Consider the following 12010-nt stretch of genomic DNA (forward strand, 5'->3'; position numbering starts at 1 on the left):
CGCGGCCGCGCACCGTCCCCTGTCATCCCGCACCATAGCGACGGGCGCTGACAATTCCCCATGACGAAGCCGTCACAATAATCAAGTCGTCAACAAAATGGGGTTCCTGAGGCACCGGCCGCGCGGCACCCCGGACGGGCAGGTTCAGCCCCGCCCCGGCAGGGATCAGTTCAGCGACGGATCGTCCGGGTAGGTGGCCACCATGGCCAGCTCATTGCGTTGGCGCCGCAGCACCGCGCGCCACAGCTGCTCCGGGTCGGGCGAGGAGACATCACCGGGCTCGGACTCGACCACGTACCAGGCGCCCTCGACCAGTTCGTCCTCCAACTGGCCCGGCCCCCAGCCCGCGTACCCGGCGAAGATCCGCAGACTGCCGAGCACCGCCGCGAGAAGTTCCGGAGGGGCCTCCAGATCGACCAGGCCGATCGCACCGTGCACCCTGCGCCAGCCCAGCGGCTCGTCACCCGACTGGACGCCCGCCCGGTCCGCGGCCGGTACACCGGCGACCTCCACACCGTCGTCATGGGGGCGGGCGCCGCTGTCCACCGACGGGATACCGCCCTCACCGGACAGCCCGCCCGGCACCACGGCCACGCCGAGCGCCGAGTCCAGCGACACCGGTCCGCCCTGGAAGACCACTCCGGGCTCACCGGCCAGTGCGGCCCAGGGCGCGAGGATGTCCGCCACCCCGACCGGGGTGGGGCGGTTCAGGACCACGCCGAGGGAGCCCTCCTCGTCGTGGTCGAGGAGCAGCACCACCGCGCGGTCGAAGTTCGGATCGGCGAGCGCGGGCGTCGCGACGAGTAGCCGCCCTGTGAGCGAGGACACCTCGGTCATGGCCACATGATCCCGCACTTCTGCCCGGAGCGGGGAGTCAACGCCGGGACCCGCGTGAGAGCAGGGCAGGGCGTACGGCGGCAGCACCGGCGCACACCGTTCGCGCCGGACGCTCATTGGGGACATTCCCCGGCAATTCCCCCAAAGGGCGATTACGGAGCAAAGCCTGATCGTAGCGGAGCGTGTTGTGACAAAGCCATTACATGTGCAAAGCGTGCACGGGCCTACGGACTCACCCTCCGGCGCCCTTACCATTTCAGCTTGGCCCCTGCCCGTCTCCAGGAACGCGAGATCCATGACCGTCTCTACTGACGACGTACTGCTTGTCCACGGCGGCACCCCGCTCGAGGGCGAGATCCGGGTTCGCGGCGCGAAGAACCTTGTGCCCAAGGCCATGGTCGCCGCCCTCCTCGGGAGCGGCCCCAGCCGACTGCGCAACGTGCCCGACATCCGCGACGTACGCGTGGTGCGCGGGCTGCTCCAGCTGCACGGCGTCACGGTGCGCCCGGGTGACGAGCCGGGCGAGCTGATCCTCGACCCGTCGCACGTGGAGAGCGCCAACGTCGCGGACATCGATGCGCATGCGGGCTCCTCCCGGATCCCGATCCTGTTCTGCGGCCCGCTGCTGCACCGCCTCGGCCACGCCTTCATCCCCGGCCTGGGCGGCTGCGACATCGGCGGCCGACCCGTGGACTTCCACTTCGACGTGCTGCGCCAGTTCGGCGCGACGATCGAGAAGCGCGCCGACGGGCAGTACCTGGAGGCGCCGCACCGGCTGCGCGGCACCAAGATCCGGCTGCCGTACCCGTCGGTCGGCTCGACCGAACAGGTGCTGCTGACCGCCGTCCTGGCCGAGGGCGTCACCGAGCTGTCGAACGCCGCCGTGGAACCGGAGATCGAGGACCTCATCTGCGTCTTGCAGAAGATGGGCGCGATCATCTCCATGGACACCGACCGGACGATCCGGATCACCGGTGTCGACAAGCTCGACGGCTACACCCACCGCGCCCTCCCGGACCGCCTGGAGGCGGCCTCCTGGGCGTCCGCGGCGCTGGCCACCGAGGGCAACATCTATGTCCGCGGCGCACAGCAGCGGTCGATGATGACCTTCCTCAACACCTTCCGCAAGGTCGGCGGCGCCTTCGAGATCGAGGACGAGGGCATCCGCTTCTGGCACCCGGGCGGTCTGCTCAACGCCATCGCCCTGGAGACCGACGTCCACCCCGGCTTCCAGACCGACTGGCAGCAGCCGCTGGTCGTCGCGCTGACCCAGGCCTCGGGCCTGTCGATCGTGCACGAGACGGTCTACGAGTCCCGGCTCGGCTTCACCTCCGCGCTCAACCAGATGGGCGCGCACATCCAGCTCTACCGCGAGTGCCTGGGCGGTTCCGCCTGCCGCTTCGGCCAGCGCAACTTCCTGCACTCCGCGGTCGTCTCCGGGCCCACCAAGCTCCAGGGCTCCGACCTGGTCATCCCCGACCTGCGCGGCGGCTTCTCGTATCTCATCGCGGCGCTGGCGGCCCAGGGCACCTCCCGGGTGCACGGCATCGACCTGATCAACCGCGGCTACGAGAACTTCATGGAGAAGCTCGTCGAACTCGGCGCCGATGTAGAGCTGCCGAACGGCGCACTGCCCAACTGAGCCGCGCCGAGGGGGCGGTACCCGGAGGGGTGCCGCCCTCTTGCTTTGCATGGGTGCGCCCGGCGGTCCCGGCCGGGCGCCGTCCGGCAGTTGCCCTGCGCACGGTGGCCACGCGCCCGTAGGGCAGGTTCCGACACCGCCCCGTTCATTCGGGCGAGCACCCGAGATACAGCGGGAGTTTCCCGTTCAGCGCGCCCAGTTCGGCCTGCTCCGCCTCGGTCGGGGTACGCCGTCCGGTGCCCACCAGCAGCGCGTCCGTGTCGGAGAACGACGCGGGGAACGCGGCCCCGGCGATCTCCTCCAGCATCGCGCGGGACCGGGCCAGCCCCTCCGCGGGCGGTTCCGCCGCATCCGGCAGACGCGCGATCAGGTCGAGGTGGTGCAGCGTCCACTCCAGGACGTACGCGGAGAGGTAGTCGCCCGTGGTGAGGACCTCGCCACGGGTGCCGATCCGGCGGTCCGGGTCGGCGAGTTCGGCGGCACGGCCGGCCGCGGAGCCGAGGTCGTCGAGATGGAACTTGAGCAGCCACGGCTCCTGGTACGCGGCGGCCAGCCGGACGGTCAGCGCGTCGAGCGGGTCGTCACCGGTCGGCGGCGCCGCGGCGACATCCCAGTAAGACACCGCATCGCGGGTCGGTTCCGTTTCGGCCGGAGTCACCAGGGTGATCAGGACATCCTGAGCGTCGATGACCAGATGGCACACCAGGTCCCGTACGAGCCAGCCGGTACAGCCGGACGGCTGCGCGAAGTCCGCGTCCCGGAGTCCGGCGACCGCCGCCCGCAACGCCGTCCAGGAGCGTGAGAAGAGATCCACCTCGGCAAGGTAGAGCGGTACCGCGAGGGCGACAAGCGCATTTGTCCGCTACGGCCCCGGGACATCTCACTCGCCCGCCCACGCACCCGACCGTGCCGCACCGCGTATCCGCCCCCCGTACGGCCGTGGCAGCCCGCCTGACGGACGTACACCCCGGAGACTTCCCGATCACCCCGCCCAGCTCCTCCGGGGCGGGCACAGGGCGCCTCGCGGGCACCGGCTGCCCCATACGGGCCCACCGCCCGCCCCGTACGGCCCCGGAGCGCTCCCCCGGCACACGAAAAGGCGGCCACCCCCAAAAGGGATGGCCGCCCTGTCATGCCGTGCTGAGGGTCTTACTTACCCTTGGCGGCTTCCTTGAGCTTGGAGCCCGCGGAGACCTTCACGCTGTAGCCGGCCGGGATCTGGATCGGGTCGCCGGTCTGCGGGTTGCGCGCGGTGCGAGCGGCACGGTGGGTGCGCTCGAAGGTCAGGAAGCCGGGGATGGTGACCTTCTCGTCGCCCTTGGCGACGACCTCGCCGGTCACCTCGGCGAGGGCGGCCAGAACGGCGTCGGCGTCCTTGCGGGTCACCTCGGCGCGATCGGCCAGAGCGGCCACCAGCTCACTGCGGTTCATGTTTGTACTCCCGTGTTCTTCTTGCCAATGAGGCGTGAGATCGAAGCCGATGCTGCCAGGGTCCTCGGACAGTCCCCGGACCCGGGTCTGGTGCCAGACCCTCGCGCCCGATTACGCATCCTGCCCCCACCTGCGGCGGTAAAGCCAATCCGGCACCCAGGAGGGTCACACGAAAAGCGCCACTGCCTCGTTAGTGGTGACGCTCCGTATCATTCCCGCTCCGGGCCGGCCCCACAGGGCGGCGGTCGCTTGCTGCCCGCCACCCTATGGGGGCCCCAACGACGGCGTGTCCAGCGACGCGCCGTACTCAGACCGCCGTGGTGGCCGTCACAGCCGGGTCACCGCTCTTCGCGGCCTCCCGGACCGCCCCGGCCACCGCGCCCGCGACCTTCTCGTTGAAGACGCTGGGGATGATGTAGTTCGGGTTGACCTCGTCCTCCAGGACGACGTCCGCGAGGGCTCCGGCCGCGGCCAGCATCATCTCGGTGTTCACCGTACGGGAGTGGGCGTCCAGGAGGCCGCGGAAGACTCCGGGGAACACCAGGACGTTGTTGATCTGGTTGGGGAAGTCGGAGCGGCCGGTGGCCACCACGGCGGCGGTCTGCCGGGCGATGGCGGGGTCGACCTCGGGGTCCGGGTTGGCGAGTGCGAACACGATCGCGCCCTCGGCCATCCTCGCGACATCCTCGCCGCCCAGGACGTTGGGCGCGGAGACGCCGATGAAGACGTCCGCGCCGACCACGGCCTCCTTGAGGGTGCCGGTGACGCCCTCGGGGTTGGTGTTGTCGGCGATCCAGCGCAGCGGCGAGTCCGGGTCGGCGCCGACCAGGTCGGTGCGGCCGGCGTGCACCACACCGTGGATGTCGGCGACGACGGCGTGCCGGACACCGGCCGCGATCAGCAGCTTGAGGATGGCGGTACCGGCCGCGCCGGCGCCGGACATCACGACCCGGACGTCCTCGATCTTCTTGCCGACGACGCGCAGCGCGTTGGTGAGCGCGGCGAGCACCACGATGGCGGTGCCGTGCTGGTCGTCGTGGAAGACCGGGATGTCCAGGGCCTCGCGCAGCCGCGCCTCGATCTCGAAGCAGCGGGGGGCGGAGATGTCCTCCAGGTTGATGCCCGCGAAGCCGGGGGCGATGGCCTTGACGATCTCCACGATGGCGTCGGTGTCCTGGGTGTCCAGGCACAGCGGCCAGGCGTCGATGCCGGCGAAGCGCTTGAAGAGGGCCGCCTTGCCCTCCATGACGGGCAGTGCGGCCTTGGGGCCGATGTTGCCGAGGCCGAGGACGGCGGAGCCGTCGGTGACCACCGCGACGCTGTTGCGTTTGATGGTCAGGCGGCGGGCGTCCTCGGGGTTGTCGGCGATGGCCTGGCAGACGCGGGCGACACCGGGGGTGTAGATCATCGAGAGGTCGTCACGGTTACGGATGGGGTGCTTCGACGACATCTCGATCTTGCCGCCGAGGTGCATCAGGAACGTACGGTCGGAGACCTTGCCGAGCGAGACGCCCTCGATGGTGCGCAGCTGCTGGACGATCTCGTCGGCGTGGGCCGTGGAGGTCGCCGCGATGGTGACGTCGATCCGGAGCTTCTCGTGGCCGGATGCCGTGACGTCGAGGCCGGTCACCGAGCCTCCGTGGGACTCGACGGCCGTGGTGAGCTGGGAGACCGCGGTTCCGCTCGCGGGCACCTCCAGCCGGACCGTCATCGAGTAGGAGACGCTGGGCGCCGTTGCCATGGCCGACTTCCTCTGCTTTCACCGTGTGGCTGAATTTGCCGTCCGATCGTCGCACCTACCGCGGAGTACGCGGTAGCCGCCCGGCATTGAGAACGTTTTGTTCGCGGACGGCGGCTAATTCGGAAAACGACTTCCACCATACGAGAGATTGTGGCCGCAGTAAAAGACCACAGCAAAGAGGCCCACGTCACGGGGTGACGTGGGCCTCTCGTACGTTAGCGGCACCGACCCGCCATGCTCGCCTCGCGGCAAGTGGTCGCTCGTAGCGACGATGGTTGGGCCCGGGGGCTTGGATCGAGCCGGTGCCGTCACCCAGGCTAACAAACCATCCCCGGAAGCGAATCCCGTCCCGCGGGGCCGATTTCAAGACCCCTCGGACGGCGGCGCGCACGCCCGGCGCAGGCCGCCGAACGGGTGCCGGCCCGGGGCCGGCGGCCGGTTCAGTCCCGCAGCAGGTCGGGCACTCCGGCCGCGTCCGGTTCGTCCCGTTCGGCCGACAGTACGGTCAGCTGCTGGGTGGCCCGGGTCAGCGCCACATACAGGACCCGCAGTCCGGCCGGGGACTCGTCGGCGATCTCGGCCGGTGAGACCACCAGCGTCGCGTCGTACTCCAGCCCCTTGGCCTCCAGGGAGCCCAGCGCCACCACCCGGTCGCCGAGCGGGGCCAGCCAACGGCGGGCCTGCGCACGGCGGTTCATGGCCACCACGACGCCGACCGTGCCGTCCACCTCGCCCAGCAGCCGCTCGGCCTCGGCCACCGTGGCCTGCGCCAGCGCCGCGTCACCGGCGGACCGGTCCGGGCCCTCCCCGTCCGGGGTGAGCGCGAAGCGGGGCTCCAGGCCCGTGGAGCGAACCGCCTTCGGGGACGCCATACCGGGCATCGCCAGCGCCAGCACCCGGGCGGCCAGCTCGGCGATCTCCGCGGGGTTGCGGTAGTTCACGGTGAGCGTGAAGCGGCGGCGCGGGCGGGTGCCGAGCGCCTCGTCGCGGGCGACGGCGGCCTCGTCCGGGTCGGACCAGGAGGACTGCGCGGGGTCGCCGACCACCGTCCAGGTCGCGTGCCGGCCGCGGCGGCCGACCATCCGCCACTGCATCGGCGTGAGGTCCTGCGCCTCGTCGACGATGACATGGGCGTAGTCGGTGCGCTCCTCCTCCAGCCGTTCGCGCCGGCTGCGGCCGCCGCCCATGCGGTCCGCGTGGGTGGTCAGCTCCTCCAGGCCGGTCAGGTGGTCCAGCGGATCGGCCTCACGCGGGCGGGCCGGGCGCATCGGGGCGCCGAGGACCATCTGGAGCTCGTCCAGCAGGGCGACATCGTGCACCGACAGCGGGCCCTGGCCGCCGCGGTCCAACCGCTGGAGCGAACGGGCCAGTTGGCGTACCTCGCGCGAGGTGAGCAGCCGGCGCGCCCAGCGGCCGAGCAGCCGCTCGTCGGCCATGGCGGCCAGTACCCCGCGCGGGGTCAGCTCGGGCCACCAGGCGTCCAGGAACTCCTGGAAGTCGGGCTCGGTGGTGATGTCCTCGTCGAAGCCCTCACGGGCCTCGGCGGCGAGCTCGGGGTCCGTGTAGCGGCGCGCGGCACCCGACTTGGTCCACAGGGCGTCCAGGATCAGCCGGCGGGCCCGCGGGCGCAGCAGGTTGACCGGTGCGGTGCCGCCGAGCGCGGACTGCCGGATGGCGCGCAGCTCGTCGGCCTCCAGCTCGATCCGGCCGCCGAACGCGACGACGCGAAGGTGGGTGGGCGGGCCGGCGTCGGGCGTGGCCGGGCCGGGGCGCGGGCCGCGGGTGCGTCTCCTGCGGCTGCCGTTGCCGGCCGCGTCCCCGTCCGTCTCGTTCCCGGCCGTCCCGATGAGGTCGTCCAGGGACAGCTGGGCGTCCCCGGCCCCGTTCCCGTTCCCGGCCCCGTCGCCTGCCCTGGCACCGCTGCCGTGCCCGTTCGCCGCCGCCGTGGTGGCTGCCGGGCCGGTGGGCTGCGCGCCCGGCGCGGCCAGTTCCAGGGCGCCCCGGGCCGCCTTGCGCAGCAGCTTCTGCATCCGCGAGGAGCCCTTGATGCGGGCCACCGCGGGCGGGTCGTAGGCGGTGGCCTCGGCGCCATCCACCAGCGAGCCGAGTGCCCGGATGGCGACCTGGCCCTCCTCGCCCAGCGAGGGCAGTACGCCTTCGGTGTAGGCGACCAGCAGCGGCGTCGGGGAGACGATGAGGATGCCGCCCGCGTAGCGGCGGCGGTCCTGGTAGAGGAGGTAGGCGGCGCGGTGCAGGGCGACCGCGGTCTTGCCCGTGCCGGGTCCGCCCTCGACCTCGGTGACGGAGGCGGCGGGCGCCCGGATCACCTTGTCCTGCTCGGCCTGGATGGAGGCGACGATGTCCCGCATGGTGTGGCTGCGGGCCCGGCCCAGCGCGGCCATCAGCGCACCGTCACCGATCGCCGGCAGCTCCGCGCCGTCCAGCGTCGCGGTGATCTCCGGGCGCATCAGATCGTCCTCGACGCCGAGGACCTTACGGCCCTTGGAGCGGATCACCCGGCGGCGCACGACCCGGCCGGGGGCGACCGGGGTGGCCCGGTAGAAGGGGGCGGCGGCCGGCGCCCGCCAGTCGATGACCAGCGGGGAGTAGTCCGCGTCGAGGACGCCGAGCCGGCCGATGTGCAGCGTCTCGGCGATGGTGGCGCGGTTGTTCTCGATCGCGCCGTCGGCGGGTTCGACGGAGGTGAAGGCGCCGTCCGGGCCCTTCTTGCCGTCCTTGCCGAGGAGCAGGTCGATGCGGCCGAAGAGGAAGTCCTCGTACTCGGAATTCAGTCGGTGGAGATGGACGCCGGCCTGGAAGACCTGGGCGTCCCGCTCGGCGAGCGCGCCGGGCGTGCCGACCTGGCCGCGCTTGGCGGCGTCGTCCATCAGGAATTCCGCCTCGTGGATCTTCTCCTCAAGGCGCCGGTAGACACGGTCCAGATGCGTCTGTTCGGCCTCGATCTCGCGGTCGCGAACGGAATCCGGGGCGTGCTCCGGTGCGTGCGTGGCGTTGTGCGCGGCCACCCAGGCCCCCTTCTGCTGTGCGTAGGGCAGCCGTCAACCGTACGCGAAGCAGGCACGCTGCGCACCTGGTGAAAGGGACAAAAACGGGCGAGTTTGGTCGGATGTTGACTCGGGCGGCTACATCGGGTGTGCCCGGCCGGGGTTTTGCCGATCGGCGCCATGGCGGTCCTTGACCGGCGCCCCGCCCGGGGTCCGGCCGGGGCGCCGGTCCGGGCGCCCCGGATGCTCAGCCGTGATCGTGGCCGCTTCTCAGGCCTTGATCGTGGCCAGCCGCTTGCCGTCCAGCGTGTTGATCTCGAAGTGGTCGATCTCGCCGCGGTTGAGGGCCGCGCCGCCCGTCGCGTAGAGGGGCTCGCGGTTCCACTTCTCGGCGCCGCCCGGGATGCCGTAGCCGCCCTTGGGGACCGCCCAGGTGGTGATGGTCTGCCGCTTGCCGTCCTTGCCGACGGCGACCAGGTCGCAGCTCTGCGGCCCCTTGACGTTGGCGAGTTCCATGACGACCTGGGTGCCCCAGGGCCGGGCGGCCATGGAGACGCCCGCCGAGACCTTGGTCTCCGGGTCGACGGAGGTCACCTTCTCGCCCGCGGCGTACTGCGCCCGGACGGCGTTCGCCAGCGGCGGCGCCGGTTCCTTGTCGCCTCCGCCCGTGAGGGAGACGGCGGCGAGCGGCCCGCCGACGATCAGCACGACGGCCGCGGCGACCAGGAACAGCCGGCGCCGGCCACGGCTTCGGCGGGTGGCGTCGACCTCGTCGAGCAGCCCGTCCAGTACCCGGCGCCCGGGGACGGCCGTGATCGTCTCCGGGGTGGGTGCGGACTGCTTGAACTCGGCGAGCACCGGCGTCAGGGCCATCAGCTCCTCGAGTTCGGCCGCGCACCGGTCACAGCCGACGAGATGCCGCTCGAACCGGTCCGCGTCGGCGGCGTCCAGGACGCCCAGCACATAGGCGCCGACGTCGCTGTGCCGGTCCGGCTGCGTGGGCGGGATCACTCCGTCACTCCTCGTTCCTCGAGCGAGAGCTTCAGGGAGCGCAGCGCGTAGAACACCCGGGACCGCACGGTTCCGGCCGGCACGCGCAGCACCTCCGCTGCCTCATTGACCGTACGTTCCTTGAAGTACGTCTCGACGAGGGCCTCTCGGTGGGCCTGGCTCAGGTCGCTCAGCGCCTCGGAGATCGTCATCAGGCGCAGCGCCCGGTCGATCACATCGGCGGCGGGCATGGTCTCCAGCGGGGTCGCGTCGACCTCTTGGGGCCGTGCCTTACGGCTGCGGTGCCCGTCGATCACGATCCGCCGTGCGACGGTCACCAGCCAGGGGCGGATCGAGCCGGTCGCCCGCTGGAGCTGGTCGGCGTTGCGCCAGGCGCGCACCAGCGTCTCCTGCACCACGTCCTCGGCGCGATGCCGGTCGCCCGCCACCAGCCGCAGGACGAAGGCGAGAAGCGGGCCCGCGTGATCGTCATAGAGGGCTCGCATGAGCTCCTCTTCAGGTGTCGTCCTGTCTGCCACGACGGCATCCTTACGCACTCCAACTCCCGGGTCGATAGCCCAGATCGCCCAAGATCGACGGGGACCCTGCCATGAATCGGACTTGCGGTGAGGAGTACGGACGGGACGGGCGGGGTGTTCAGCGGCCGGCGGAAAATTTTTCCGCGGCGGTGACGGGGCCCGTGACGGGGCCCGTGACGGCGTCCCCGGACTGCTCCCGGCGCACCATCGTCCGCCGCCGGTGCCGCGCCACCCGCTCCCGGTTGCCGCACACTTCGCTGGAGCACCAACGACGGCGCCGACCCCGCGAGGTGTCCAGGTAGACCAGGGTGCAGCTCTCGCCCTCGCACTGCCGCAGCTGCCCGCGCGCCACCGCGTCGGTGAGCAGCCCGATCGCGTCCCGGGCCACCGCGGCCAGCAGTCCGGCGCATTCGGGCGGGCCGGTGAGGGCGCGGGTCAGGGTGCCGTCGGCGGCGCGTACCGCACTGGGGGCGGGCGGCTGACCGGCGGCGGCCGCGGAGTTGAGCAGCGCCAGATCGGCCCCGTCCGCCCCGCCCCGCAGCTCGTCGTGCACCACCCGGACCAGCAGCTCCCGCAGTGCGCGGAAGTGGCCGAGCCAGCCGCCGTCGACGCCGTCCAGCGGGGTGCCGTGCGGCACCAGGCCCGCACCGGTCAGCCAGGCCCGCAACTGGTCCGGGCCGGTGAGGCGTTCGGCGGCGGTGCCGTCGGCGGTGGCCGCCAGGTCCAGGCAGAGCCGCCCGCAGTCGAACCGCAGATCGCAAGGCACCGCCATGTTCCTGTCACTCCTTAGGACCGGACGTGTGTGCTCCCAGAGTGCCCGGCCCGCGGTCCGGCCGGAACCCTCCGGAGGCGCCCACTCCGCGCACCCGCGCCACATGGACACCGCCAGTAGACTCTGGGTGTATACACTTGATGTATAGTCCGCGGCGCGCGCTCCGCAGGCCACCGGCACCGGTCCGCCGCATGCTGGGGGCGTGTCCCGCTCCACCTGCCCGGCCCCCGTACCTCAGCCCCTCCAGGACGAAGGTCTCCATGTCGCGCAAGTCCCTGCTCACGAACCGCGCCAGCCTCACCCACAAGGTCGGCTACGCGCTCCGCCACCCGGCCCGGATCACCCCGTACGTCAAACGCACCGCCCGCGACACCTGGCTGCGCCTCAAACACCCCGGCCACGTCGCGTACTACCGGGCGGTGATGGCCTCCGACACCGGCCGCAACCCGGAGGCCGCGGTCGGCAGCCGCAGCCATGAGCGCTGGCTGGCACTGGGCGAGATGCAGTTCGACTACCTGGCCGAGCACGGTCTGAAGCCCGGCCACCGGATGCTGGACATCGGCTGCGGCAATCTGCGCGCCGGCTGGCGCTTCATCGCCTACCTGGACACCGGCAACTACTACGGCATCGACATCTCGCCGGACATCCTGATCTCCGCGAAGCGGACCCTGACCACCTACGAACTCCAGGACAAGCTGCCGCACTTGACGATCACGCAGGACCTGAAGCTGGACTTCCTGCCGTCCGCCCACTTCGACGTCGTCCACGCGCACAGCGTCTTCTCGCACTCACCGCTCGACGTCATCGACGAGTGCCTCGCCCATGTCGGCCGGATTCTGGCCCCCGGCGGCTTCTTCGACTTCACCTTCGACCGCACCGAGGGCGCCGAACACCAGGTGCTGCGCGAGGACTTCTACTACCGGACCGAGACCCTGCTGCGGCTGGCCCGCAAGCACGGCCTGGAGGCGCGCTTCATGGACGACTGGGAGAAGCGCCCGCACGGCCAGTCCAAGATCCGCGTCAGCAACCCGGCGTAGGGGGGCTTCCGGCGCA

The 12010-nt window shown here is 71.6% G+C and carries 10 protein-coding genes; 2 read left to right on the forward strand and 8 right to left on the reverse strand.

What is annotated here, in order from left to right; all coding sequences use genetic code 11:
- Positions 1-165: 165 nt before the first annotated feature.
- Positions 166-837 carry a YqgE/AlgH family protein gene (locus TU31_RS17300; protein ID WP_042155249.1) on the reverse strand — a complete coding sequence of 224 codons (672 nt, stop codon included), beginning with the start codon at positions 835-837 and terminating at the stop codon, positions 166-168.
- A gap of 295 nt (positions 838-1132) precedes the next feature.
- On the opposite strand from TU31_RS17300, the gene murA reads away from it, so the two are divergent.
- Complete coding sequence (gene murA / locus TU31_RS17305; protein WP_042155251.1) at positions 1133-2479, forward strand: UDP-N-acetylglucosamine 1-carboxyvinyltransferase; 1347 nt, start codon at positions 1133-1135, stop codon at positions 2477-2479.
- Positions 2480-2624: 145 nt separating this feature from the next.
- Here murA and TU31_RS17310 read toward each other — a convergent pair whose 3' ends face one another.
- From TU31_RS17310 to TU31_RS17340, 7 genes are all read right to left on the reverse strand, one after another.
- Positions 2625-3293: a maleylpyruvate isomerase N-terminal domain-containing protein gene (locus TU31_RS17310; RefSeq protein ID WP_042155254.1), complete on the reverse strand. Its 669-nt coding sequence runs from the start codon at positions 3291-3293 to the stop codon at positions 2625-2627.
- A 335-nt stretch (positions 3294-3628) separates the two neighbouring features.
- Positions 3629-3910 (reverse strand): HU family DNA-binding protein, encoded by a 282-nt coding sequence (locus TU31_RS17315; protein WP_006605312.1) that lies wholly within the window; start codon positions 3908-3910, stop codon positions 3629-3631.
- 307 nt (positions 3911-4217) lie between these two features.
- On the reverse strand, positions 4218-5651 hold the full coding sequence (locus TU31_RS17320) for an NAD-dependent malic enzyme (protein ID WP_042155256.1): 1434 nt from the start codon (positions 5649-5651) through the stop codon (positions 4218-4220).
- Positions 5652-6091: 440 nt separating this feature from the next.
- The gene (locus TU31_RS17325; protein WP_042155258.1) at positions 6092-8677 is read right to left on the reverse strand and encodes a HelD family protein; all 2586 of its coding nucleotides are present in this window, start codon (positions 8675-8677) and stop codon (positions 6092-6094) included.
- Positions 8678-8926: 249 nt separating this feature from the next.
- Entirely contained in the window at positions 8927-9667 is a 741-nt protein-coding gene (locus TU31_RS17330; protein ID WP_042155260.1) for an anti-sigma factor family protein, read from the reverse strand.
- Complete coding sequence (locus TU31_RS17335) at positions 9664-10203, reverse strand: sigma-70 family RNA polymerase sigma factor (RefSeq protein WP_107070693.1); 540 nt, start codon at positions 10201-10203, stop codon at positions 9664-9666. The genes TU31_RS17330 and TU31_RS17335 overlap by 4 nt, the downstream gene beginning before the upstream one ends.
- 100 nt (positions 10204-10303) lie before the next feature.
- The gene (locus TU31_RS17340) at positions 10304-10957 is read right to left on the reverse strand and encodes a CGNR zinc finger domain-containing protein (protein WP_042155264.1); all 654 of its coding nucleotides are present in this window, start codon (positions 10955-10957) and stop codon (positions 10304-10306) included.
- Between the two features lie 260 nt (positions 10958-11217).
- Here TU31_RS17340 and TU31_RS17345 point away from each other — a divergent pair, with 260 nt between their 5' ends.
- Positions 11218-11994 (forward strand): class I SAM-dependent methyltransferase, encoded by a 777-nt coding sequence (locus TU31_RS17345; RefSeq protein ID WP_042155266.1) that lies wholly within the window; start codon positions 11218-11220, stop codon positions 11992-11994.
- Positions 11995-12010: the final 16 nt, after the last annotated feature.

It is taken from the genome of Streptomyces lydicamycinicus, from assembly GCF_000829715.2.
Taxonomy (GTDB): Bacteria; Actinomycetota; Actinomycetes; order Streptomycetales; family Streptomycetaceae; genus Streptomyces; species Streptomyces lydicamycinicus.